We start from the raw sequence: 24,438 nt of genomic DNA on the forward strand, positions 1-24,438 counted from the left end.
GCTCAGCCCCAGGTGAAGCGGAACCGCTCCGCGCGTTCCTCGACGCCGCGCTCGCTCCACGTCTCGTGCTCGAGTCGGCGGACGGCGGTGATCGCCTCGACGAGCTCCGGTCCCAGTACGCGGTTCGCGATGGGTGACCGTTCGAGCCGGGCGAGTTGCTCGTTCGTGTCGGTGGGAAGCAACGGGGCATCGTCGGATGCCTCGGGCAGAAGCGGTGCGTTTCGTTTGATGCCGTCGAGCGCGCCGCCGAGGATGAGCGCGGTCGCAAGATACGGGTTCGCTGACGCGTCGATCGGCTTGATCTCGATGTTCGCGCCGGACGGCGTGCCCGCTGTCGCGGCGACGAGCCTGACCGTGGCCTCACGATCCTCGAGCCCCCACCGGCAGGTCGCACCGGACCACATGCCCGGCTTCAGTCGCTCTGCGGAGAGCGGAGACCCTGCGAGGACCGCGCCGATGTCGGGCAGCGTCGCGAGGATGCCGGCGATCGCCGCAGCACCGCGGTCCGTGAGCCCGTACGGCCCGTCGCCACCGGAGAACAGCGGGCCGTCGTCGGCGTGCAGCGAGAGGTGTTGGTGCGCGCCGTTCCCCGCGGCGCCGGCTTCAGGGAGCGGCGAGAACGAGACGCCGTAGCCGGTGTCGCGCGCTGCGAGCCCGACGATGAGCCGGGCGAGCACGAGGTCGTCGGCTGCTTCGACCGGCGGTCTCGGTGCGATCGACAGTTCGAACTGGTTCGGCCCCGCTTCTGCGTGCATCTGCACGATGTCGAGCGCGGCGGTTCGCGCTCGCGCGAGCACGAGCTGGAGGAACGTCGCGTGGTCGGCGACGGCGCGGAGGCCGTACGCCGACCAACCCTCGTTCGGCGCCGGGGCGTTCGGGAAGAGCTGGAACTCCAGCTCGTGCCCGACGGATGCGGTGATGCCCGCATCCTGTAGCCGGGCCACTGTTCGCGCGAGCACAGAGCGGCTGCAGGTGGGATCGACGTCACCGTCCAGCGTGTGAGCGGTGACGGGACCCCAGCTGAGCCCGTCGCCCAGCGCGCGAGCGGCTTCGGCGACGATCCGCAGCCGCATGTCGCCGGCGGGGGAGAACCGCTGCGTGAACGCCAGCTGATCGTCAGCGCGGAACACGTTCCAACTCGGTGAGGCGCCCATCCCGGAGGTCGCGAACTCGTGCGTACGCGCAGCGGGAACCGCCTTCGCGCGCGCGACACCTCCCGGGTCGATCAGAGACCCGATCAGCAGCTGCTCGTCGGCGGTGACGGACATGAGATGAACGTAGCGGGCTCTTGGCGGAGCGCGCGAGACACGCTCCCCGACGCGCGAGTGTGCCCACGCATCTTGGGCGAGGATGAGGGTGGGGGACAAAATGCCCCATGTGTTCGCCTAGGGGAGTGCTTCACCGGTGGTCAACCACGTCAACTTCATCTGGAATATCGCCGAGTCTCTTCGGGGCCCCTTCAAGCCGTCCGAGTATGGGTCGGTCGTGCTGCCGTTCACCGTCCTCCGGCGACTCGACGCAGTCCTTGCCGACACGAAGGCCGAAGTACTCAAGGTGGCCCCCTCGGTAGCCGACCTGCCGGATGTGCTGCAGCACATGAAGCTCACCGAGGCAGCGGGGCACCAGTTCTACAACACCAGCGCGTTTGACTTCGGCAAGCTTGTCGCCGATCCGCAGGACCTGCGTTCCAACATCGCCGCGTACCTGGCAGGGTTCTCGTCCAACGTGCGTGACATCTTCGAGCGATTCGAGTTCGACAAGACGCTGAACAAACTCGCCGAGAAGAACAAACTCTTCGCCGTCACGGAGAAGTTCGCCCAAGCAGACTTCCACCCGCGCACCGTCAGCAACATCCAGATGGGGCTCGTGTTCGAGGAGCTCATCCGGTGGGCGAATGAACGCTCAAACGAGACCGCCGGCGACCACTACACCCCGCGTGAGGTGATCTCGCTGATGGTGCAGCTGATCTTCGCACTCGACGATGACGCGCTCACCAAGTCCGGTGTCGTCCGCTCGATCTACGACCCGACAGCGGGCACGGGCGGCATGCTGTCGGTCGCCGACGAGTACCTGCGGCGTGCGAACCCCGGCATCCAGCTCAGCCTGTACGGGCAGGACTACAACGACGCCTCCTACGCAATCTGCAAAGCCGACATGGTTATCAAGGGTCAGGATGTCGACAACATCGCCCTCGGCGACACCCTCACCGAAGACGCCTTCGAAGACAAGAAGTTCGACTACGGCCTGTCCAACCCACCCTTCGGCGTCGACTGGAAAGACCAGCGCGCCGTCGTCGAAGACGAGCACAACAAGCTCGGGTTCAAAGGCCGATTCGGCCCCGGCACCCCGACCGTCAGCGACGGGGCGATGCTGTTCCTCCTCCACCTCGTGTCGAAGATGCGCAAACCCGAGGACGGCGGCTCGCGCATGGCGATCGTCCTCAACGGGTCGCCCCTGTTCTCGGGCGGCGCGGGCAGCGGCGAGTCGAACATCCGCAAGTGGCTACTCGACAACGACCTCGTCGAGGCGATCATCGGCCTGCCGAAGGACATGTTCTACAACACCGGCATCTCCACCTACATCTGGGTCCTCACCAACCGCAAGCAGGACGAACGCCGCGGCAAGGTGCAGCTCATCGACGCCCGCGAGATGTTCACCAAACTTCGCAAAGGCCTCGGCTCCAAGCGCAACGAACTGTCCGCCGAGAACATCCACACCATCGTCGAGCTGTATTCCCGATTCGAGGCCGACGAGCACTCGAAGATCTTCCGCAACGAAGACTTCCTCTACCGCACCATCACGGTCGAGCGTCCGCTGCAGCTGAGCTGGCAGGCGACCTCCGACCGCATCGACACCGTGTTCGAGGCCAAGACCGTGCAGAAGCTGAACGAGACGGATGCCGCCGCCCTCCGCGCCGCGCTCGACCGACTCGGATCAGACAAGGTGTGGACCAACCGTGCAGAGTTCCACAAAGCACTGAAGGATGCCGCGAAGGCCGAAGGTCTCACGTTGCCGGCGCCGCTGCTGAAGGCGGTGACGATGGAGCTCGGCGAGCAGGACGACACCGCCGACATCTGCCGCGACGCCAAGGGCAACCCCGAACCCGACACCTCGCTGCGCGACACCGAGAACGTGCCGTGGGACGAAGACATCGACCAGTACGTTGCCCGCGAAGTGCTCCCCTACGCCCCCAGCGCCTGGGTCGACCACACGAAGACCAAAGACGGCGCCGAAATCCCCTTCACGCGCCACTTCTACCAGTACGTGCCACCGCGTCCCCTCGAGGAAATCGACCGCGACCTCGAACGCGTCATGGACGAGCTCCGCGCGATGCTCGCGGAGGTGGAACGATGAATCCACGGGCGGAACTGGCTGCGGCTCCCCGGATCCCTCTTCGGTATCTCGTCGAGTTCAACCCCAGACCACGTCCGACGAGCGACGAGTCTTGCTACCTACCGATGGAAGCGATCAGCGAGTTTGGCGGCACTGACACCTCGCGGACGCGACCGACGAGCGATCTCCTCAGCGGGTATTCATTTGTCGCAGACGGCGACGTCGCGTATGCGAAGGTCACGCCGTGCTTCGAGAACGGCAAGGGGCTCTTAGCGAGGGATCTCCCGAACGGATACGCCTTCGCGACGACCGAGATCTCTGTGCTCCGTCCGCGGCACGGTCTGGACGCTCGCTTCCTCGCTTGGATCCTGCAGTCCGGCGACTTCCGGTCTTCCGGAGTGTCGCAGATGACCGGGTCCGGCGGACTTCGACGTGTGCCCGATTCCTTCGCTGCGAGCTTCCGGGTGCCCGCGCCCCGCGTCGAGGTACAGCGGGCGATTGCGGACTATCTGGATCGGGAGACGGCGCAGATCGACGCGTTCATCGCGAAGAACGAGGAGCTCATCGCCCTCCTCACCGAACGCCGCGCCGCCGTCATCGCTGATGCAGCGACCGGGGGTGTCCGACAGGAAGCGCGCCTCGTGGACAGCGGCGTCGACTGGATCGGGTCGATTCCGGCCAACTGGGATGTCCGCCCTCTTCGGTGGTCCGCGCGGATCAGAACTGGTACGACGCCTTCCGGTGACATGGTCTTTGCAGACGAGCCGGGCGAACCGTGGATCCGGCCCGACGACCTTGATGTGTCGGGCGCGGCAAGCGTTGCCTCGCGATGGTTGACTCCGGAAGGCGCTACGCAGGGGAGACCTGCGGTTCCAGGTGCAACGCTTGTATGCACAATCGGTGCGACGCTCGGCAAGTCGGGTCGCATTGAGCGTGCCTCATACTTCAACCAGCAGATCACGTCGGTCAGCTGGGCGTTGAATGACGAGTTTCTTTACTGGGTGTTCGTGGCTGCGCGCGAAGCGGTGGCGCGTCTCTCAGTTGGCAACACGCTGCCGATCCTCAACAATGACAAGCTCGCGACCCTGCGTATCCCGGTCCCACCGGTGGAGGAGCAGGGCGTCATTGTCGACTACATTCGCGCGCAGACGACTCGAATCGATGCCGCAATCCAAACAGCTCACCGCGGCGTCGCCCTCGCACGCGAACGACGGGCTGCGCTGATTTCGGCTGCGGTGACGGGGAAGATCGATGTGGGGGTGGCGGTGTGAGTGGTGTTGCTGGGGCGCATCTGGAGTCGGTGCTGGAGAACGAGATCGCAGAGCATCTCGCGGCGAACGGGTGGCTGTATTCGCCGACCGACGCCGGCTACGACCGTGAGCTCGCGCTGTTCCCCGAGGATGTGCTCGGCTGGCTGGCTGATTCGCAGCCGACCGAGTTCGCGAAGGTCGTCCGCCCGCACGACACCCCTGAGAAGCAGGAGGCCTCCCGGCGGTTCCTGATTGAGCGGCTGGCGAAAACGCTCGATAACGACCCGTTGAAGAACGGCGGCACGATCCGGATGCTTCATGACGGGTTCACGGTGTTGCCGCCGCACGGTGGGACGGCGAAGCTGAGGATGGCGCAGTTCCGTCCGTCTACGACGAACAATCCGGAGACGCTTGCGGCCTACGGCAAGATGCGGGTGCGGGTGATGCGGCAGGTGCATTACTCGGTAAAGCACCCGAACAAGGCGCTCGATCTGGTGCTGTTCATCAACGGCATCCCGGTCGCGACGATCGAGTTGAAGACGGACTTCACGCAGTCGATCGGCAACGCGGTGGCGCAGTATCAGTTCGATCGGAACCCTGCCGGGGAGCCGCTGTTCGGTTTCGCGCGGCGGTCGCTGGTGCATTTCGTGGTGTCGAACTCCGAGGTGCGGATGACGACGAAGCTCGCCGGCCCGAAGACTCGATTCCTTCCGTTCAACAGGGGGCATGATCAGGGGGCGGGGAACCCACCGAACCCGAACGGGTCGGCATCGTCCTACTTCTGGAAGGAGATCCTGCAGCGCGACACGTGGCTGCGGCTGTTCGCGTCTTTCGTGCACCTGCAGGTCGAGGTCGACACCGACCCCGACACGGGCAAGAAGACCCGCACCGAGAAGGTGCTCTTCCCTCGCTACCACCAGTGGCGTGCCGTCACTCGGCTCGTGGAAGCTGCACGTGAGGAGGGCGCCGGGCGCCGCTACCTGATTCAGCATTCGGCAGGGTCAGGAAAGACCAACTCGATCTCGTGGCTTGCGCACCGTCTCACCCAGCTTCACGACGATGCCAACAACCGTGTGTTCGACACCGTTGTGGTGGTCACTGACCGCACCGTGCTCGACAAGCAGTTGCAGGACGCGATCACGCAGTTCGAGAAGCAGTCCGGGGTGGTGCAGTCGATCACCCGAGACGGTGGCGAGTCCAAGTCGGCGCAGCTTGCGGCGGCGCTGACCGGTGGCAAGAACATCGTGATCGTCACGATCCAGTCGTTCGAAGCGCTCATCACTGCGATCCAGACGCTCCCGGAGTTGCAGGGGCGCCGGTTCGCGGTGATCGCGGACGAGGCGCATTCGTCGCAGACCGGGTCGACGGCGGGCGCGCTCACGAAGGTGTTGTCGCCGGCTGAGCAGGCCGCGGTCGCGGAGGGTGCGCCCGTGGATTCGGAGGCGTACCTGCAGTGGGCGATGGAGGTCACCGCATCCGCGCCGAACATCTCGTACTTCGCGTTCACCGCCACCCCGAAAGCGAAGACGCTGGAGTTGTTCGGTCGCGTCCCGGATGGCGGTGACGCCCCGGAGCCGTTCGACCTGTACTCGATGCAGCAGGCGATCGAGGAGGGGTTCATCCTCGACGTGCTGCAGAACTACACCCCGTACAAGGTCGCGTGGAAGCTGCAGCATCCGGGCGCTGAGTACGACAGCGATCAGGAGGTCGATGAGTCGACGGCGGTGAAGGCGCTCGTGCAGTTCGTGCGACTGCATCCGACGAACATCAGCCAGAAGGCGAAGATCGTCGTCGACCACTTCCGCGCCTACGTGCGCCCCTTGCTGGACGGCAAGGCGAAGGCAACGGTCGTCACCAGTTCCCGCAAAGAGGCGGTGCGGTGGAAGAAGTACCTCGACAAGTACCTGGATGACACCGGTGTGACCGACGTCCGCTCGCTGGTGGCGTTCTCCGGCACCGTCGACGACCCTGAAGACGTCGGTGAAAACCTCACTGAACGCACGCAGAACCCGGGCGCGCAGAGCGACCTGGCCGAGGCGTTCAAGCCCGCCACCTTCAACGTGATGATCGTCGCCGAGAAGTTCCAGACCGGGTTCGACCAGCCGCGCCTGGTCGCCATGTACGTCGACAAGAAGCTCGGCGGAGTGCAAGCCGTGCAGACCCTGTCGCGCTTGAACCGCACGTACCCGGGCAAGGACAAGACCTTCGTCCTCGACTTCGTCAACGAGCCGCAGGACGTGCTCGACGCGTTCCTGCCGTACTACCGCAAGGCGTTCCTCACCGCGACCACCGACCCGCACATCATCTACGACCTCGTCGCCAAACTCGACTCGTCCGGCATCTACGACATAGCAGAAATTCGCCAGGCGTTCGACGCCGCGCTCACCGGCGGCACCAACGCCAACTCGAAGATCTCGGCCGCGACTGCACCTGCCGTCGACCGCTTCAACAAGCGATGGGTCACAGCCGTGCTCGACGGGGACAAGACCGAGCAGGACGAGCTGAAGCTGTTCAAGTCCGACGTCAACCAGTTCGTGAAGCTGTACGACTTCGTCTCACAGATCCGTAACCTCGAGGACCCCGACCTCCCCCGCAGGCACTACTTCTTCCGCCGCATCCTGCCGCAACTGTCCACCGCCACGTATGACGCACCGGTCGATGTGTCGCAGGTGCAGCTCGTCGGGTACAACATCAAGGCCGGCGAGACGGTGAAGCTCAACCTCGAACAGGGCCCTGGCCTCGATCCCATCACTGCGATCGGTTCGGGCGCGATCCATGAAAAGCACCGCAGCGCTCTCGAGGAGATCATCGAGAAGCTCAACGAACGCCTCGGCGACAAGTACGGCGTCGGGGTCATCGACATCACCATGAACCACATCGTCGGGAAGCTCGCCCTCGACATTGACCTCGCCCGCCAAGCCGGAGTCAACACCCCGCAGCAGTTCGCCGAGTCACCCGTCCTGCCGAAAGCCTTCGCCAAAGCCGTCGTAGAGGTGCGGGACGAGACCCCCGCGTTCATTGATGATCTGCTCGGCGACAGCGCTTTGTTCAACGAGCTTGGCAAAGCGTTGCCGGCGATGCTCTACGAGTTCTTCGCAAACAAGGGCACTGCACACGCCTAAACACACGACCGTCCGTTGGAGCGAGCTGAGGAGTCCATGAACCTTGAAGATGAAGGCATCTCCAAGCGCGACACCTTCGAGCGCGTTCACATTGGCCCGCGCACCGCAGGAGGTCTCTTCACCGTGGGTCTAGAACGGACCCATCGATGCGCCAACTGGGGCGGCAGCGTGTGCCGATTGCCACCTTGACGGGAGCCGAGTGGATCAGCGTGCCGCAATAGGGAGGGAAAGGAAGATGGTGCCGGTATCCGGCAACGATGCAGGATCGTCGGCTGCGGAGCTGTATGTCCTCCCGCCCGTCCAGTTCACCGCCGCGCGAAACGCCCGCGCCGCCGAACTGACCGGTGAGGCAGCGAAGCAGGTCAAGGCGCTCCGGAAGCCGACGGTCGCCGCATGGGCGGTCAATCTCCTCGTCGCCGACGGTCAGCTCGCGCAGGCCATCGAATTATCGGCCGCACTGCGCGAAGCGCAGGAAGACCTCGACGCGGCGGAACTGAAACAGCTCAGCCGGCAGCGCCGCGAACTCGTGGCTTCCCTCGCCAAACGTGCGGGCCAACTTGTGAAGGAGCAAGGCGGTACGTTGAGCGCGTCGGCGCAGGAATCCGTGGCGGCGACGATCAACGCCGCCGTGATGGACGAGCGCGCGGCCGCGGCCGTGCTGACCGGGCGGCTCATCAAACCGCTCGAGGCAGGCGACCTCGATGATCTCGCGGGTCACGTCGCCGGCGCTATCGCAGACGTCCAGCCGCAGCATCCGAAGTCTCGGGACGACCTCGCGGAGCGGCGCGCCCGAAAGGCGGCCGAAGCCGCGGCGAAGGCCGCCGAGCGCGCGGCATCCGAGGCCGAGCGCGCACTTGCGAAGATCGAGGCCCAGCTGGCGAAGGCTCGCGAGCACGCGGACATGCTGCACGAGCGGGCCGAGGACCTCCGCACGCAATTACAGCGGGTCATGGATGAGACCGACGTCGCGGATGACGTGGTCGACGAGCTGGAGACTGAGCGGAAGGAAGCGATGGCCCGGTCAACTCGCGCAAGGAAGGAAGTCGAAAGAACGCAAGACGAACTGGATGACTAGCGCCCGTCCGGTGCGCCAAACACCACATCGATGATCCGGCGGAACTCCATTGCAGAGGCCCGGTCGAAATGAATGCTCTGTGTGGGTGACGCGCCATCGCGGGGGCCGCCCGATGCGTAGTTGTAGAGGTACAGGTATCGAGTGCCGTCCGGCGCGTCGACAGTCTGGAAATAGCCGTCGACCTCGCTCTGCGGCGGCCTAACGTCTCTGCTCCCAGGAATGAGCTTCGCGATCTTTGCCATGACCCCCCCGCCTTCGGTCCGCCCGGCCGCTTTCAGTGAGGGCGCCGGAAGACTCTTGGTTAGGACCTTAGCGCTGCCGCGGGGCGTGTGCCCATCATCCGCCTGCGGCATCCTGGGAAGCATGCTGATCGACCTGAGCCACCCGATTCGCGACGGGATGCCGGTCTACCCGGGCGACCCCGAGGTGGGAATCGAACCCGCACTCACCTACGCGGAAGACGGTGCGTCGGTCGCGCGCGTCCACCTCGGCAGTCACACCGGTACGCACGTCGACGCGCCCGCACACACCGTCCCGGGCGGGCGCACGATGGCCGACATCGCCCTGGAGGAACTGGTCGGCGACGCCGTCGTACTGCGTGCGCACGCGAGCGCCGGGACTGCCTACCGTATGCGTGACCTCACGTTCGACGGGGGAGCGGTCCCGGCCGAGCTGCCGCGGATCGTGCTCATCGACACGGGGTGGGCGGCGAAGTTCGACACGACTGACGCGGTGCATCATCCGTTCCTCGCGCCGGACGCGGCGGAGGAACTCTGGGCGCGCGGGATGCGGGTGCTCGCCGTCGACACGCTGAGCCCTGACCCAACGGGCTCTGGGAGTGGAGGCATCCCGGTTCACGACCTCGTGCTCGGTCGCGACGGACTCATCGTCGAGAACATGACCAACGTCGACCGGCTGCCTGCGCGGGTTCGGGTCGGATTCTTCCCGTTGGCATTGCAGGACGACGGTGCGCCGGTCCGTGGGGTCGCGTGGGTGTAGACCGTGTTCTGAAGTGGCGGCTCACGCGGAGTCAGCGTGTGCAATGCGGCAGAGACTGCCACTTCAGCCGCGTTGGGGTTGCTCAGGTGGTAGATCCGGCCGGGTGGGGCCGCAGTATCCAACGGGAGTTGCCACGCGTACCGGCGGGATGACGGGAGCCGAACCCGCACCACCTCACCCCGCGACCGCATCCTCCGCCCGCGCCCGCTTCACCGCGATCGACAGCACCGCGGCGATCGCGCACAGTGCGGCGCCGCCCCACCACGCGTAGGTGTACTCGCCGAACACGTCGCGGATGACGCCGGCGCCGAACGCGGCGATCGCCGCACCCACCTGGTGCGACGCGAACACCCAGCCGAACACGATCGTGCCGCGGTCGCCGTAGAGTTCCCGGCACAGCGCCGAGGTCGGCGGTACCGTCGCGACCCAGTCGAGCCCGTAGATCACGATGAACAGCACCATGCTCGGGTGCACCGTGTCGGCGAGCAGCCACGGCAGCACGAGCAGCCCCACCCCCCGGAACCCGTAGTACGCGAGCAGCAGCTTCCGCGGATCGAACTTGTCCGTCAGCCAGCCCGACGCGACCGTGCCGACGATGTCGAAGATCCCGACCACGGCGAGCAGGGTCGCGGCGGTCGTAGCCGGCATCCCGTGATCGTGCGCCGACGGGATGAAATGGATGCCGACCAGGCCGTTCGTCGTCGCGCCGCAGATCGCGAACGCGCCCGCGAGCGCCCAGAACGACTTCTTCCGCGCCGCCCACGCGAGTCCCTCGAGCGCACGCCGCGCCGCGTTGCCCGAGACGGTGCGCGGCGGCTCGACGTACGTCGCGGCATCCGCGCCGTAGGGGAGCACCCCGCGGTCGGATGGACGATCGCGCATGACCGCCCACACGATCGGCACCGCCATGAGCGCCGCGCCGGCGATGAGCAGGGATGCGGGCCGCCACCCCTCCGACTCGGCCACCGCCGCGACCGGCGGCAGGAAGATGAGCTGCCCCGTCGCGGACCCCGCCGTCAGCACACCCATGACGAGCCCGCGCCGCGCCACGAACCAGCGGTTCGCGACCGTCGCCGCGAACACCAGCGCCATCGAGCCGGTGCCGAGCCCGATGAGCAGGCCCCAGAACACGAGCAGCTGCCACGACGCGGTCATGAACACGCTGCATCCGGAACCCAGCGCGATGAGCACGAGCGCCGCCGCGATCACCTGACGGATGCCGAACCGGTCCATGAGCGCGGCCGCGAACGGCGCCGTGAGTCCGTACAGCAGCAGGTTCACGCTCACCGCGGCCGACATCATCCCCGTCGACCAGCCGAACTCGTGATGCAGCGGCGTCATCAGCGCGCCCGGCGCCGCGCGGAAGCCGGCCGCGGCGAGCAGCGACAGGAACGCGACCCCCGCGACCCACCATGCCGGGTGGATGCGGTGACGCTGCGGGGAATCGAGGGTGCTCGTGGGTGCGAGCGGGGTGGCCCTCGGGTCGGTCGTCCGGCGGGTCTTTCTCGTGCGGGGGACCCGTGGAGTCTAGCCAGCGACGACGCGCGGCTTGGGTGGCTGCGCCCGGGTCGGCAGTCCGCGGACGGTGCGTGGCAGCATCCGGATGCTGTGCCTCGATGCCCCGGTCGCGACGAGGTCTTGACGGGTCACTTGCAAAATACAAGTGTGTGCGCATGAGCCTCTTCATCACCTGCCCCACTACTCGCCGTTCTGGATGAAGCCCGACGCCGCGTGAGCGACCTCGCCGCCGCACTCGAGATCGTCGGCGCGCGGTGGGCGCTGCGGATCGTGGAGCGCCTGCTCGACGGGCCGCAGCGGTACGGCGACCTGCAACGCGACCTCGGTGTGCCGACGAACATGCTCGCCACGCGCCTGCGCGAACTCGAGGAGGCCGGGGTGCTCGTGCGGCTGCCGCTGAAGCACAACACCCGCGCGTACGCGCTGACCGAGCGGGGGATGGCGCTGCGGGAGGCGATCGACGCGCTCGGGCGGTGGGGCGCCGCGGGGGAGTAGGGGGTGGGGTGCGGCGGTGCGTCTCGCGCGGTGCGGGGGCGCGGCGGTGCGCGTCTCGCGCGGTGCGGATCGGGTCTGGCGCGGCGGTGCGGTGCGGTCGAGCGTCAGGTCTGGCGCGGCGCGGCCACGAGGGCGGCGGCGATCGCGGGATCGAGGCCGGGCATCTCGTCCGTCGGCACGGCCAGGGCGAGCAGCGCACGGCTGAAGAAGTTCCGGCCTGCTGCGGCGAGCGTGATGTCGACGATCTGCCGGTCGGAGAAGCCCACGTCGCGCAGGGTCTGGGTGTCCGCATCCGTCATCGCCGCCGCATCCGTCGACAGCCGCTCGGCGAACCGGATGACCGCGCGCTCCGCCTCGCTGAACCCGCTGTCGTCGCCCGCCGCGAACGCGGCGAGTCCGGCCTCGTCGAGCACGCCGGCACGCACCGACCGGCGGCCGTGCGCGAGCTTGCAATGCGACGACCCGAGCGCGCGCGCCGCGCCGAGCGTCGCCGCCTCGTAGACGCGCACGCCGATCGACGGCACGACCGCGTGGATGAGGGCCTCGAACGCCGCATGCGCCTCGGGATTCATCGCCATCGCCTGCGTGTGGCCGAAGACGACGCCGTCATCGGCGAGGTCCTGTGCGTAGAGGTCGGCGGCGTATCCGGTGACGTCGTCGCGGCTCGGGGGAGTGATGAGCATGGTGATTCCCCTCTCTCGTGAGGGACGGTACGCCTGGTCCGCGCGCGGCGACAGCGGTGTCGATCTCTCCTCCCCAGGTTTGGTGCGCGGCAGGTTTCTCACATCGTCTGTATCTCCGAGAGTCAATGTCGGAGGGTGCTGCAAGACTTGGTATATGCATTCGAACGGGGCGGTTTGGAACAGCGACGGCGACACCGCCGAGCTGGCGCAGATCGCCGCGGACGTCGACAAGACGCGGATGCTGGAGGCACAGGCGCAGGTCGCCCGCATCCGCGCGCTCGCCCGGGCCGCCGACCTCGCCGAGAAGCAGGCGGCGCGGAGTTCCGCGAAGACGCGTGAGCACGAGATGGCGCTGCGCTCCATCGCGGCAGAACTCGCGGGCGTGCTGCGGGTGACCGACCGGTCCGTGCAGCGGCAGATCGACGAGGCGCGCGAGCTCGTGCACGACTACCCGGCCACGCTCGCCGCGTGGGAGGCGGGCCGGATCAACCGCTCGCACGTCCGGATCATCACCGACCTCGGCATGATCCTGCCGGCCGAGGTCCGGCCCGAGTACGAACTCGCCGCGCTGGAGCTGTGCGAGCACGAAACCCCGAACCGTGCGAAGGAGCACCTGGCCGTGCTCGCCGAACGGATGCATCCGCGGAGCCTCGGCGACCGACACCGCGACGCGAAGCTGCAGCGCAAGATCTGCGTCCGGCCACTGCGTGACGGCATGTCCGAACTGCTCGCCGTGCTCCCCACGATCATCGCCGACGGCATCTACGACCGACTCACCCAGCAAGGCCACCTCCTCGTGGAGCATCGCGAACAGGCGAAGCACGAGATGCGGCAACGCGAACGGGATGCCGCAGCCCCGGTGCCGATCATGACCCCGGGTGCCGACACGGATGCGGGTGGCCGCGGTGACGGCCACGGGGCCGGCGACGGTGGTGGCGGGTCTCGCTTCGGGGCGGCGCTCGGTCCTGGCGATACCGACCCGAAGCGCCCGCTGCGGCAGGTCGACGACGACGCGCTGCGGGTGTCGTCGACGGACAACCGCACGATGGACCAGCTCCGCGCGGACCTCTTCGCCGACATGCTGCTCACCTCGGACGCAGGCGCGGATCCGACCCGCGACGACGACGGACCCGGCCTCCTCGGGGCGCTGCGGGCCAAGGTGCAGGTCGTGGTGTCGGCGCTCACGCTCCTCGGGACCGACGACGGACCGGCCAGCCTCATCGGCCGGGCGCCGATCGATCCGCACACGGCCCGCGAACTCGCCGAGGTCACCGGCTCACCGCTCGAACGGCTCCTCAGCGATCCGGTGAGCGGCGCCGTCCTCCAGGTCGACACGTACAAACGACCGGCCCGGATGGACCGGTACGTCAGGGGTCGCGATCAACGGTGCCGGGGTTTCGGGTGTTCCATGCCCGCCATCCGCAGCGAGGTCGACCACACCCACGACTGGGCGCTCGGCGGCAAGACCGAGGTTAAGAACCTGGCACACCTGTGCCAACGACATCATTCGATGAAACAGTTCACGCCCTGGAAGGTCCGGCAACTCGACGACGGCCTGCTGGAATGGACCTCGCCCCTCGGGAAGACCTACCTCGACACCCCGCCCGTGCCCGCGGTCCATTTCACGCCGGATGCGTACGGGCAGCCGTGGGACGACGGGGCGGCGGGTGACGGCGATGCGGTTCCGGCACCGTTCTGAGGCGGCGCCCGGTCATGGCCGCGGTCGGCGAGGCGGGCCGCCGTCGGCGAGGCCGGGTCGCGGTCGGCGAGGCCGGGCTGCCGTCGGCGCCCCCCGCCGCACCCACACCCGCATCCATGTCCCCACCCGCACCTACACCCGCATCCGTGTCCCCACCCACACCTACACTCGCTCCATGCCGACGCTCGACGACATCCGGGCGGTCGCGGCGACGCTGCCCGGCAGCGAGGAGCGCGCCACGACCGGCGGTGCCGCATGGTTCGTCCGCAACAAGCTCTACGCCTGGGAATGCCACCCGTGGCCGAGCATCCCCGACGACATGCGCGCGATCATCGCCGCCGAACCCGTCGTCGGCGTCAAGGTCGCCGACCGCCTCGACGCGCTCGCGCTCCGCGAGATGGCACCCGACGTGTTCCTCCGCGAGACCACCCGCTGGATCGAACCCAAGGTCGCATTCCGGATGCGGCGCATCGACCCCGACCACCTCGCCGAACTCGTCACCGACGCCTGGCGGTCACAGGCCCCGGCGTACCTCCGCCGCGAGTTCGACGCACAGCATCCCGCGCAGCATCCCGCACCGCACCCCGAGCAACTTCCATCGCAACATCCCGCACACCACACCGAGCACTGAGCACGTCGCCCCTCGCACACCCGGACCCGGGCGCACGAGGGGCGACGGACAGTGCGGATCAGCGGCGCAGCCGAGCCGCCGCACGCGACTGGATGCGACCGGCGAGCAGCACCGCACCGAGCGGCACGAGGAACGCGCCGGCGACGAGGCCGCCGCCGAGCTGACTGCCCAGCACGAGCGCCACCTGCACGATCGGCAGCAGGATCGCGAACCAGAGGCTCACGCGACGGGCACGCGCGAGCGACACGCTCAGTCCGATCGCACCGACGAGCCACAGCGCGTTCGCGGCCATCGCCACCGGCGGGAAGAACGCCTGATCGATCCCGTACGCGGCGCTCGTGACCGTGCCGACCGTGAGCAGCACGGTGCCGGTGCCGGCGACCCACGCGCCCCAGCTCGACTTGGCGTAGCGGGCGAGCCCCAGGAACACCACCGCGAGCGCCCACAGGCTCAGCGTGAACATGACGAGGATGAGCCGCGTCCGCGGATCGATCTCCGGCGTCTCGTCCTGCGGGAACACGATCTGCAGCACACCCGTGATGAGCGAGAAGACGCCCGCGACGAGCGCGGCGCCGCCGGCGAGCCGATCGCCGATGCGCCGGATCACCGCACCGTCGCGCGGCTCGGGAACCTGCACCGGCCGGGAACCGGCGACGGCGGGAGAGGAGGTGAGGGATGCCATGACTGGCCCTTTCGGTCGATGGATCGAAGCCGCCGTCCGTGGCGACGACAGCGAACCTACGGACGCGACCCACCCGCGGACATCGGGCCCAGGTCGCGGATGCTGCCGACCCGCGTCGCACAAGACCATCGACCAACGTCGCTATCGGCGCCGCTCGAGCGGCCCCTACGATCGAGCCGTGATCACCACCGCACCCGCGCGCGACGACGCGCACGCACGCCGCGACCGGCGCCGGTGGACCACCCCGCTCGACCTCGCCATCGCCGGCGGCATCGGCGTCTGGGCGCTCCTCGAGAGCCTCCTCGTCCCCTCGGCGAACCCGCTCGCGCAGATCCTCTTCGCGATCGTGATCTCCGCACCCCTCGCGGTGCGCCGGCGCCTGCCCGCCGCCGTCCTCCTCGTCGTTGCCGTCGCCCTCGTCGTCCACTCGGCGCTCGCCGGCCCCGACGCCACGTTCAACCCGTTCCCGAGCCTGCTCGTCGCGACCTTCACGGTCGCGGAGCGCATCGCCTCCTGGTGGGCGGCGGGCATCCTCGGCCTCGTCCCCATCGCCGCGATGCTCGGCGCCGAGACCCTCGGCTACTTCGGGTCGCCGGGCATCGAGTTCAGCGGCATGATCTTCCTCGTCTTCTTCGTGGGCGCCACCTGGGCCGCCGGCCGCATCGTCCGCATGCGCGCACTCTCCGTGAAGCGCACCGCCGAGAGCGCCGAGGTCCGCGCCGCGGAGGCCGCCGCATCCGAACGCCGCCGCATCGCGCGCGAACTGCACGACATCGTCGCCCACGCCCTCTCGATCGTCGCGCTGCAGGCCGCCGCCGCGGAGCAGTACGTCGACCGCGACCCAGCCCGCGCCCGCACACACCTGCAGCTCACCCGCCGCACCGCGCAGGGCGCGCTCGACGAGATGCGGCACCTGCTCGAGGTGCTCCGCGAGGACGACGCCGTCTACGTGCCCCAGCCGGGGCTGTCGGCGCTGCCCGACCTCGTCGCCGACACCGAGGCCGCCGGCCACGCCTGCACGCTGCACGTCGACCCCGCGCTCACCGACCTGCCCGACGGCGCCGCGCTCGCCGTCTACCGCGTCGTGCAGGAGTCGCTCACGAACGTCCGCCGCCACGCGCCCGGTGCCCCCGTCGACGTGCGGGTCGAGGCCCGCGCCCGCGACCTCGTCGTCACGGTCCGCAACGGCGCCGGCACGGGCGCGCTGCACGCCGGCGCGACCGTCGGCAGCGGCCGGGGCCTTCCCGGCATGCGGGAACGCGTCCGCGTCTACGGCGGCATTCTCGACGCCGCCCCCGACGGCGACGGCTGGCTCGTCCGTGCCGTCCTCCCGCGCACCGCGACCGCACCCGCCCAGCACGGAGGCACGCCATGACCACGGATGCAAATCCGATCCGCGTCCTCGTCGCCGACGACCACGCCCTCGTCCGTTCCGGCATCATCGCCCTCCTCGAAGCCGCCGACCTCGAGGTCGTGGGGGAGGCCGGCACCGGCGCCGAGGCGATCGATGCGGTGCGCCGCCTGCATCCCGACGTCGTGCTCATGGACATCCGCATGCCCGGGATGGACGGCATCGAGGCGACCGCCGCCGTCACCGCCCTGCCCGACGCGCCCCGGGTACTCGTGCTCACCACGTTCGACCTCGACGAGTACGTGTACCGCGCCCTGCAGGCCGGGGCCTCCGGGTTCCTGCTGAAGGACGCCCCGCCCGACCGGCTCGTCGACGCCGTCCGCACGGTCGCCGCCGGGGAGGCCCTCCTCGCGCCCGCGGTCACCCGCCGGCTCATCGAGCGGTATCTCGCGGCGCCGACGCCCACCGCATCCGTGCCCGACGGACTCACCCCGCGCGAGCACGAGATCTGGCTCCTCATCGCCCGCGGCAGCTCCAACCTCGAGATCGGGCAGCGGCTGTTCCTCAGCGAGGCGACGGTGAAGGCGCACGTGACGCGCCTGCTCGCCAAGCTCGGCGTCCGCGACCGCGTGCAGGCCGTCGTCGCCGCCTACGAGACCGGCGCCGTGCAGGTCGGACAGGGCTGAGCCGGGAGTGGCGCCGGCCGGGGCGACCCGCATCCGCCCGGTATCCTGGAGGGATGACGACCCGAGCCACGTTCGAGCCCGACGGCCGCGCCATCAGCTACATCGACGAGGGCGAAGGACCCGCCACGATCGTCCTCCTCCCGGGCCTCGGCCTGAACCCCGCCTACCTCGGCACGCTTGCGAGCGTGCTCGTCGAGCTCGGCTTCCGGGTGCTGCGTCTCCGCTCGCGGCGCACCCCGGCCGCGACCCTGCACGACCACGCGCAGGACGCCGTCGACGTCATGGACCACACCGGTGTCGCCGACGCCTGGATCGGCGGCCACGGGTTCGGCGGCGCCGTCGCCCGCACCGTCGCGCTCGACCACCACGACCGAGCGAACGGCATCCTCATCCTCGGCGCGCTCGGCGACGAGCAGCCCGCAGCGGATGCGGCCGGAGCCCTCGAGACCCTCACGAGCCTCCCCGCCGACGCCGCCGCGCCCGACGAGCTTCGCGCGCTCGTGGGGGAGAAGGTCAAGCTCGACCTCGCCTGGCCCGTCTACGCCGGCTCCCGCGACCTCACCGTCGCCGAGGGCCAGCAAGCGGCGCTCGACGCCACCCCCGCCGCGGAGTGGGCAGAACTCGCCGCCGACCTGCCGGTGCTCGTCATCCAGGGCGACGACGACCGCATCACCGTCCCCGCGAACGGTCAGGCACTGAAGGCCGCCGCCCCCGCCCGGACGAGCGTCGTCACCATCCCGAACGGCGGCCACCTCGTCGCGATGACCCACCCGGGCGATGTCGCGATGGCGATCGAGGACTACCTCGGCTGGGACTGAGCCCCCTCCTGCACGATCCGGGCGCCCCCGCGCAACCCCCTGCGGCGCACGCGCAGCCCGTTGCTAGGTTCCTTCGAGCGACGCCGTCCACACCCGGGTCGGCGCCAGAACGAAGGAGACAACATGCTTTGGACCATCCTCGGCCTCATCGTGGTCGGTCTCATCGCAGGACTCATCGCCCGTGCCGTCATCCCCGGCAAGCAGAGCATGGGCATCCTCATGACCATCGTGCTCGGCATCGTCGGCTCGTTCGTCGGCGGCTTCCTCGGCTTCCTGCTCTTCGGCAGCGACCCGAACGGCGGGTTCCTGCAGCCCTCCGGCATCCTCGGCTCGATCATCGGCGCCATCATCGTGCTCGCGATCTACGTCTTCGCGACCCGCGGTCGCCGCACCACCCGCTGACACAGCATTCCCAGGACACCCGAGCGCGCCGATAGTGTGCTCGGGTGTCCTCACGTCCGGCCCGCTCCGCCCGCAGCCTCGCCCGCCTCGCCCGCGCCGGCGCCGCCCTCCTCACCGCACTGACCTTGGCGATCGCGGCCGCCGGCTGCAGTGTCATCGAGGACCTGCCCGACGAGCAGATCGATCAGCCGGCCGGTTCCACCGTCGTCGACGACGACCTCGGCCGCCTCACCGTCTACGAGGTCGACATCGACGGCGAGCTCATGCCTGCCGCATCCGAGACCGACGCGGCGGTCTGGGACATGTTCCGCCGCGTCGCGACCCCCGAGTACGCCGCGGAACGCATCCTCTGGTACCAGGTGGGCGACAACCCCGACTCCGACACCCTCGCGTGGGTGATCGAGAGCGACGAGGACCCGTCGCTGTGGAACCTCACCGTCAACCTGGCCGGCGCCGAGGACGACGGGATGCTGCTCCTCACCCTCATCCACGAGTACGCCCACCTGCTCTCCATGGGACCCGGACAGACCGACGAGAGCGGCGACTGCGAGGTGCCGCATCCCGCGGAGCCCTGCACCGAGCACGGCGCCTACCTCGACGCGTACTACGACGCGTTCTGGGCGCAGTACGGCGCCGACGCCCCGTCGTACGCCGACGAGAACGACGAGGACGAGATCGCCGAGTTCCTCGACGAGAACGAGGAGGACTTCGTCAGCGCCTACGCCGCCACGAACGTCGGGGAGGACTTCGCCGAGACGTTCACCGTATTCGTCGCCGAGCCCCGCCCCGACGACAAGGCGGCGAGCGAGATCGCCGAGAAGCTCGCGTTCATGTGGGAATGGCCCGAACTCGTCGAGATCCGCGACCGCCTGCGTGCCGAATTCGGCGACATCACGTGGGTCGAGTACTGAGCCGGTGACCGCGACGGCTAGCCTGCTGCGATGACACGCACCAGGCCCCCGATGCGGGCGTCCGGCACATTCGCCGCACTCGGTCTCCTCCTCGTCGTCGGCCTCGCGGGCTGCGCCGGCGCGGGCGAGGACCCGACCGTCGCCCCGCCGACCGTCACGGACACGACGGCGCCCGCCCCGACCGGAGCGCCGTCGCCGAGCGCGGCGACCACGTCGACAGACCCGGCGGACTGGCTCATCTCGTTCGACGGGGTCGGTCCGCTCACGATCGGCGGCGACGTGCACCAGCAGGTCACCGCGACCGCCCCCGCCTACGCGGTCGCCGACCCCGAGTCGTGCCCGAACCCCGACATGACGATCCTCGGCTCCGACGCCAACCCGACCGTGTGGATCTCGGCCGACCCGACGATCACCGCGATCGGTGTCGGCGGCGACGTCCCCGACGGCAGCCGCGACGCGGGCAGCCCCCGCACCGCTGAGGGCATCGCCGTCGGATCGACCGAGGCCGAGGCGCGGCAGGCGTACCCCGACGCGACCGAGCGCGTGACGACGGGCGGCGGCGCGCTGCCGGTGCTGCTCGTCGCGGGCACCGGCGCCGACGGCACCGAGCGCTACCTCTCCTTCCAGCTGTTCGAGGGGGTCGTCCAGACGATCACCGTGCAGCCCACGCCCGACACCGCCGGCGAATACTGCGGCTGACGCGCGCCCCTGACGCACAACCCTGACCGACCCCTTCCGCACGGATGCGGGGACGCACCGCGACCGGTACGCCCCCGCATCCTCAGCGTCACTTCTTCTTGCCGTTGCCGGTGTTCTTCACCCCCAGCGTGTAGCCGGCGTCGAGGAACGACAGCTGGCCGGTGGGGGAGTTCGACACGAGCGTGGCGAAGTCGCGCTGGTTGCCGTTCGCGCACTTCGTGTCGAACCCGGGCTGCGAGATGTCGTCACCGGTGAGCCGGTAGACGTGGTTGCCCGCGGTGTCGACGATCTCGAACGGCGAGTCCACACCCGGGGTCAGGTCGCACTCGGCGACGATCTGCAGCGTCCAGTTGTTGTCCTGGGCGCCGTCCGTCTCGGTCCACGCGCCCTCGGCCGACGACAGGGCCGCTTCGGTGCCGTTCACCAGCACGTCGTCGACGAACCAGCCGGTGTCGAGGTACGCCGCATCCGTCGAGTAGCGGAACCGCACATCCGTCGCACCCGCTGGGAGCTGGGCCGTGTAGTGCACGTACTGCGGCTCGTCGACGAAGTACGCCCCGCCCGAGGTGCCGGTCAGGCCGTTGCCGTCCGGGTTGTTCCCGTGCGGGTCGTCGTCGCTCGTGACCACGGTGCCGGCGTCGTCGACGAGCGGCACGGTCACCCACGCCCCGTCCACGAACGCCTCGACGAAGCCGTAGTCCCAGCCCTCCTCGATGAAGTGCCAGGTCCAGAAGTCGAGCGAGGCGGCCTCACCGGTCACGTCCACGTCGAGGATGTTGTCGGTCTGGCTCTCGTACCCGCCGTACCAGTGCGTGTCACCGGAGTGCGGGGCGATCTGCGTCACGTCGTCGCCGTCGAGCGACACCGTCACGACCGGGCCCGGGTTGCGGAACCGCTCCACCTGGATGCCGTACGGCACCGCGATCGGCGACTGGCCGTTGGCGCGCTTGTTCCACTTCGACGCCGGCTGCGCGCCCTGGCTCGAGCCGCGCCCGCTCCAGAACTCGTCGTCGGCGAGGTCCATCGTCCAGGAGGTGTCCTCGGGGTCGCCGAAGTCCGCCGCCTTGATGTCGAACCGGTCCGACTCCTCGTCATCGAGGTACACCGCGACCGCCCAGTCCTGGAACAGCACGTCCGCGCCGCGCAGGCCCGCACCGGTCTCGGCGTTGAACTGGTCGATCGCGGCCTGGACGCCGTCCATGCCGTCGCCGGGGTTCTCGAAGATCCGCTTGATGAGCAGGTCGCCACCGGCGCCGCTGTAGGTCAGGTCGGGCTCGTACGTGCCGTCGCCGTTGCCGCCCGCCTGCTCCCACAGGTACTGGAAGAACGTGTACGCGGCGCCGTAGTTCTCCAGGCCCCCGGCCCAGCGGGTGAGGGACGTCTCGGCGTAGAACACCTGGTGGTAGGTCAGGTGCGAGCCGCCGATGTCGTAACCGTTGAGGAACACCGCGAAGTCCGCGAGGCCCTCGTCGACCCACGACAGCTCACCGGCGTCGCTGTAGTTGTGCAGCAGGTGCTCCAGCTCGTGCGCGATCACGCCCTCGTACAGCGTCGGCTGGTCGTTGGACGGGTCGCCGTCGTTCCACTCGGCGTCCTCGGGTCCCACCCGGTTCGCCCAGTCGAACGCGTCGATGACGATCACGTTCATGCCGACCGAGTCGACGTAGTCCGGCGCGAAGTACCCGGCCGTGTAGCTCGTCTCCGCGCAGTCGTAGTAGTTCTCGTCCTGCACGTTGTAGACGACCATGACGAGCGAGTCGCTCGCCGGCTCCGACGGGTCGGCCGCGTCCATGAGGCCGAAGTGCTCCTCGTCGACCGCGACGATCTGGTTCGACAGCTGGTCGCCCATGTAGTCGATCTGCGCCTGGGTCAGCGCGTAGTCGGATGCGGCGGCATCCGTGCACGGGGTGAACCCGTCGTCGGGGGTCGGGTCGAACGCCGGGTCGAGGCTCGCGACGCCCGTGGGCGCGGAGCCGTCGAGCGGCGTCCCCGCCGGGACGTAGATGTACACGGGCGTGCCGTCGGGGGTGGCGCCGGCGTACGCCCGGGTGAAGTCCTGGTCGTACGTGCCGCCCGCGGCGCTGTCGTTGATCGGCAGGGTGACGGTCGGTTCGCCGGGCAGGTTCTCGTGGTCGTCGGCGACGGCCGGGGCGACGGAGGTCGCCACCAGCGCGAGGACGGCTGCGCCGGTGAGCGCACCGCCGATCGCCGAGCGTTGGTGTCTGATCACAGGTGGGGGATCCTTTGCCATCGAGACGCCCGTCCTCGTGACGGTCGGTCCGGGGGGACGGACGCCGGTCGTCCGACGGGACGCGTCGTCGCACCCCGCCGCTGAACCCGGTCAGTCAAGCACCGCGGCGCCGATCCTGCCGAGGAGCCTGTGGAAAGCCTGGACGCGGGGCGGTGGGAGGATGGAACGATGACCGCCACCCTCGTCGCGCACGGCCTGGCCGGCGGATATGGCCACCGCACCCTGTTCGACGAGCTCGACCTCACCGTCGCACCCGGCGACGTCGTCGGCGTGGTGGGGGCGAACGGTGCCGGGAAGTCCACGCTGCTGCGTCTGCTCGCAGGGGTCGACGAGCCGCAGGCGGGCTCGGTCTCGCTCGCCCCGCCGGACGCGTTCGTCGGCTGGCTGCCGCAGGAGCACGAGCGGGTGCCGGGGGAGACCGTGACCGCGTACATCGGTCGCCGCACCGGCTGCGCGCAGGCGACCGCGGAGATGGACGCGACCGCCGCCGCCCTCGGCGACCCCTCGCTCGCACCGGCCGGTGTCGACCCCGCCGACGCATACTCGGTCGCCCTCGACCGGTGGCTGGCCAGCGGTGCCGCCGACCTCGAGGAGCGCATCCCGGCCGTCCTCGCCGAGCTCGGGCTGGACCTCGCCGGTGACGCCCTCATGACCTCGCTCTCGGGTGGGCAGGCGGCGCGCGTCGGACTCGCGGCGCTGCTGCTGTCGCGCTTCGACATCGTGCTGCTCGACGAGCCCACGAACGACCTCGACCTCGACGGGCTCGAGCGCCTCGAGGGATTCGTGCAGGGCCTTCGCGGCGGCGTCGTGCTGGTGAGCCACGACCGCGAGTTCCTCGCCCGGTGCGTCACCCGCGTGTTGGAGCTCGACCTCGCCCAGGGCACGAACCGCGTCTACGGCGGCGGCTACGACGCGTACCTCGAGGAGCGGGCGACCGTGCGTCGGCACGCGCGCGAGCGGTACGACGAGTTCGCGGAGAAGAAGGCCGACCTCGTCGCGCGGGCCCGCACGCAGCGCGAGTGGTCGAGCCAGGGCGTGCGCAACGCCATGCGCAAGGCGCCCGACAACGACAAGATCCGCCGCAAGGCGAACACGGAGTCCAGCGAGAAGCAGGCGCAGAAGGTGCGCCAGATGGAGAGCCGCATCGCGCGCCTCGAGGAGGTGGAGGAACCTCGCAAGGAGTGGCAGCTGCAGTTCACGATCGGCACGGCGCCCCGCTCCAGCGCGGTCGTGGCCACGCTCGGCGGTGCCGTCGCCCGGCAGGGGGACTTCACGCTCGGCCCGGTCACGTTGCAGGTCGACGCGGGCGAGCGCATCGGCATCACCGGGCCGAACGGCGCCGGCAAGACGACCCTCCTCCGGATGCTGCTCGGACACCGTGCCCCCGACGAGGGGTCCGCGAGCCTCGGTGCGAACGTGCAGATCGGCGAGATCGACCAGGCCCGGTCGCTGTTCACCGGCGGCCGTACGGTCGTGGACGTCTTCGAATCGCTCGTGCCCGAGATGGCGGCCGGTGAGGTGCGCACTCTGCTCGCGAAGTTCGGCCTCAAGGCCGACCACGTCGGACGCCCGGTCGACGCGCTCTCACCGGGGGAGCGCACCCGCGCGGGGCTCGCGCTGCTGCAGGCGCGCGGAGTGAACGTGCTGGTGCTCGACGAGCCGACGAACCACCTCGACCTGCCCGCGATCGAGCAGCTCGAGCAGGCGCTGGAGTCCTACGAGGGGACGCTGCTGCTGGTCACGCACGACCGGCGGATGCTCGACGCCGTGCGCACCGATCGCCGCTGGCGCGTCGAGGACGGCCAGGTCACCGAGGCCTGACCTCGGTCGGGG

At 69.3% G+C, this 24,438-nt stretch carries 21 protein-coding genes; 15 read left to right on the forward strand and 6 right to left on the reverse strand.

The window, feature by feature from the left end; translation table 11 throughout:
• Positions 1 to 2 precede the first annotated feature (2 nt).
• On the reverse strand, positions 3 to 1,268 hold the full coding sequence (locus ACWAUO_RS10045) for a type I glutamate--ammonia ligase (protein WP_460775100.1): 1,266 nt from the start codon (positions 1,266 to 1,268) through the stop codon (positions 3 to 5).
• Between the two features lie 136 nt (positions 1,269 to 1,404).
• Here ACWAUO_RS10045 and ACWAUO_RS10050 point away from each other — a divergent pair, with 136 nt between their 5' ends.
• From ACWAUO_RS10050 to ACWAUO_RS10065, 4 genes are all read left to right on the forward strand, one after another.
• Complete coding sequence (locus tag ACWAUO_RS10050) at positions 1,405 to 3,354, forward strand: type I restriction-modification system subunit M (RefSeq protein WP_460775101.1); 1,950 nt, start codon at positions 1,405 to 1,407, stop codon at positions 3,352 to 3,354.
• 104 nt (positions 3,355 to 3,458) lie between these two features.
• Positions 3,459 to 4,604, forward strand: a complete 1,146-nt coding sequence (locus tag ACWAUO_RS10055) for a restriction endonuclease subunit S (protein WP_460775103.1) — start codon at positions 3,459 to 3,461, stop codon at positions 4,602 to 4,604.
• Positions 4,605 to 4,633: 29 nt separating this feature from the next.
• Positions 4,634 to 7,705: a type I restriction endonuclease subunit R gene (locus tag ACWAUO_RS10060; protein ID WP_460775104.1), complete on the forward strand. Its 3,072-nt coding sequence runs from the start codon at positions 4,634 to 4,636 to the stop codon at positions 7,703 to 7,705.
• A gap of 235 nt (positions 7,706 to 7,940) precedes the next feature.
• The gene (locus ACWAUO_RS10065; protein ID WP_460775106.1) at positions 7,941 to 8,780 is read left to right on the forward strand and encodes a transposase; all 840 of its coding nucleotides are present in this window, start codon (positions 7,941 to 7,943) and stop codon (positions 8,778 to 8,780) included.
• Here the strand turns inward: ACWAUO_RS10065 and ACWAUO_RS10070 are convergent.
• On the reverse strand, positions 8,777 to 9,022 hold the full coding sequence (locus ACWAUO_RS10070; RefSeq protein WP_460775107.1) for a hypothetical protein: 246 nt from the start codon (positions 9,020 to 9,022) through the stop codon (positions 8,777 to 8,779). The genes ACWAUO_RS10065 and ACWAUO_RS10070 overlap by 4 nt on opposite strands.
• A 121-nt stretch (positions 9,023 to 9,143) precedes the next feature.
• Between ACWAUO_RS10070 and ACWAUO_RS10075 the strand changes: the two genes are divergently transcribed.
• Entirely contained in the window at positions 9,144 to 9,779 is a 636-nt protein-coding gene (locus tag ACWAUO_RS10075; RefSeq protein ID WP_460775109.1) for a cyclase family protein, read from the forward strand.
• 174 nt (positions 9,780 to 9,953) lie between these two features.
• Here the strand turns inward: ACWAUO_RS10075 and ACWAUO_RS10080 are convergent, their stop codons facing one another.
• Positions 9,954 to 11,204, reverse strand: coding sequence for an MFS transporter (locus tag ACWAUO_RS10080; RefSeq protein ID WP_460775266.1), 1,251 nt, complete (start codon positions 11,202 to 11,204; stop codon positions 9,954 to 9,956).
• Positions 11,205 to 11,510: 306 nt separating this feature from the next.
• On the opposite strand from ACWAUO_RS10080, the gene ACWAUO_RS10085 reads away from it, so the two are divergent.
• Positions 11,511 to 11,792 carry a winged helix-turn-helix transcriptional regulator gene (locus ACWAUO_RS10085; protein ID WP_460775110.1) on the forward strand — a complete coding sequence of 94 codons (282 nt, stop codon included), beginning with the start codon at positions 11,511 to 11,513 and terminating at the stop codon, positions 11,790 to 11,792.
• 104 nt (positions 11,793 to 11,896) lie between these two features.
• Here ACWAUO_RS10085 and ACWAUO_RS10090 read toward each other — a convergent pair whose 3' ends face one another.
• Positions 11,897 to 12,475 (reverse strand): carboxymuconolactone decarboxylase family protein, encoded by a 579-nt coding sequence (locus ACWAUO_RS10090; RefSeq protein ID WP_460775111.1) that lies wholly within the window; start codon positions 12,473 to 12,475, stop codon positions 11,897 to 11,899.
• A gap of 154 nt (positions 12,476 to 12,629) precedes the next feature.
• Between ACWAUO_RS10090 and ACWAUO_RS10095 the strand changes: the two genes are divergently transcribed.
• Positions 12,630 to 14,174 carry an HNH endonuclease gene (locus tag ACWAUO_RS10095; RefSeq protein WP_460775113.1) on the forward strand — a complete coding sequence of 515 codons (1,545 nt, stop codon included), beginning with the start codon at positions 12,630 to 12,632 and terminating at the stop codon, positions 14,172 to 14,174.
• Between the two features lie 175 nt (positions 14,175 to 14,349).
• Positions 14,350 to 14,805, forward strand: a complete 456-nt coding sequence (locus ACWAUO_RS10100; RefSeq protein WP_460775114.1) for an MmcQ/YjbR family DNA-binding protein — start codon at positions 14,350 to 14,352, stop codon at positions 14,803 to 14,805.
• Between the two features lie 58 nt (positions 14,806 to 14,863).
• Here ACWAUO_RS10100 and ACWAUO_RS10105 read toward each other — a convergent pair whose 3' ends face one another.
• Entirely contained in the window at positions 14,864 to 15,487 is a 624-nt protein-coding gene (locus tag ACWAUO_RS10105) for a hypothetical protein (protein ID WP_460775116.1), read from the reverse strand.
• 178 nt (positions 15,488 to 15,665) lie between these two features.
• Here ACWAUO_RS10105 and ACWAUO_RS10110 point away from each other — a divergent pair, with 178 nt between their 5' ends.
• The 6 genes from ACWAUO_RS10110 to ACWAUO_RS10135 all read left to right on the forward strand — a co-directional run bounded on the left by ACWAUO_RS10110 (position 15,666) and on the right by ACWAUO_RS10135 (position 20,354).
• A complete protein-coding gene (locus tag ACWAUO_RS10110) occupies positions 15,666 to 16,862 on the forward strand; it encodes a sensor histidine kinase (protein WP_460775117.1) in 1,197 nt (398 codons plus the stop codon).
• Positions 16,859 to 17,524, forward strand: coding sequence for a response regulator (locus ACWAUO_RS10115; RefSeq protein ID WP_460775118.1), 666 nt, complete (start codon positions 16,859 to 16,861; stop codon positions 17,522 to 17,524). The genes ACWAUO_RS10110 and ACWAUO_RS10115 overlap by 4 nt, the downstream gene beginning before the upstream one ends.
• Positions 17,525 to 17,577: 53 nt before the next feature.
• Positions 17,578 to 18,342 carry an alpha/beta fold hydrolase gene (locus ACWAUO_RS10120; protein WP_460775120.1) on the forward strand — a complete coding sequence of 255 codons (765 nt, stop codon included), beginning with the start codon at positions 17,578 to 17,580 and terminating at the stop codon, positions 18,340 to 18,342.
• A 123-nt stretch (positions 18,343 to 18,465) separates the two neighbouring features.
• A complete protein-coding gene (locus ACWAUO_RS10125; protein WP_460775122.1) occupies positions 18,466 to 18,744 on the forward strand; it encodes a GlsB/YeaQ/YmgE family stress response membrane protein in 279 nt (92 codons plus the stop codon).
• A 44-nt stretch (positions 18,745 to 18,788) separates the two neighbouring features.
• Complete coding sequence (locus ACWAUO_RS10130) at positions 18,789 to 19,655, forward strand: NADH:ubiquinone oxidoreductase subunit 4 (chain M) (RefSeq protein ID WP_460775123.1); 867 nt, start codon at positions 18,789 to 18,791, stop codon at positions 19,653 to 19,655.
• A 30-nt stretch (positions 19,656 to 19,685) separates the two neighbouring features.
• Entirely contained in the window at positions 19,686 to 20,354 is a 669-nt protein-coding gene (locus tag ACWAUO_RS10135) for a hypothetical protein (RefSeq protein ID WP_460775125.1), read from the forward strand.
• 88 nt (positions 20,355 to 20,442) lie between these two features.
• Here ACWAUO_RS10135 and ACWAUO_RS10140 read toward each other — a convergent pair whose 3' ends face one another.
• The gene (locus tag ACWAUO_RS10140; RefSeq protein ID WP_460775126.1) at positions 20,443 to 22,584 is read right to left on the reverse strand and encodes a hypothetical protein; all 2,142 of its coding nucleotides are present in this window, start codon (positions 22,582 to 22,584) and stop codon (positions 20,443 to 20,445) included.
• Between the two features lie 189 nt (positions 22,585 to 22,773).
• On the opposite strand from ACWAUO_RS10140, the gene abc-f reads away from it, so the two are divergent.
• Positions 22,774 to 24,426, forward strand: coding sequence for a ribosomal protection-like ABC-F family protein (gene abc-f, locus ACWAUO_RS10145; RefSeq protein ID WP_460775128.1), 1,653 nt, complete (start codon positions 22,774 to 22,776; stop codon positions 24,424 to 24,426).
• Positions 24,427 to 24,438: the final 12 nt, after the last annotated feature.

It is taken from the genome of Microbacterium sp. GXF7504, assembly GCF_054798235.1.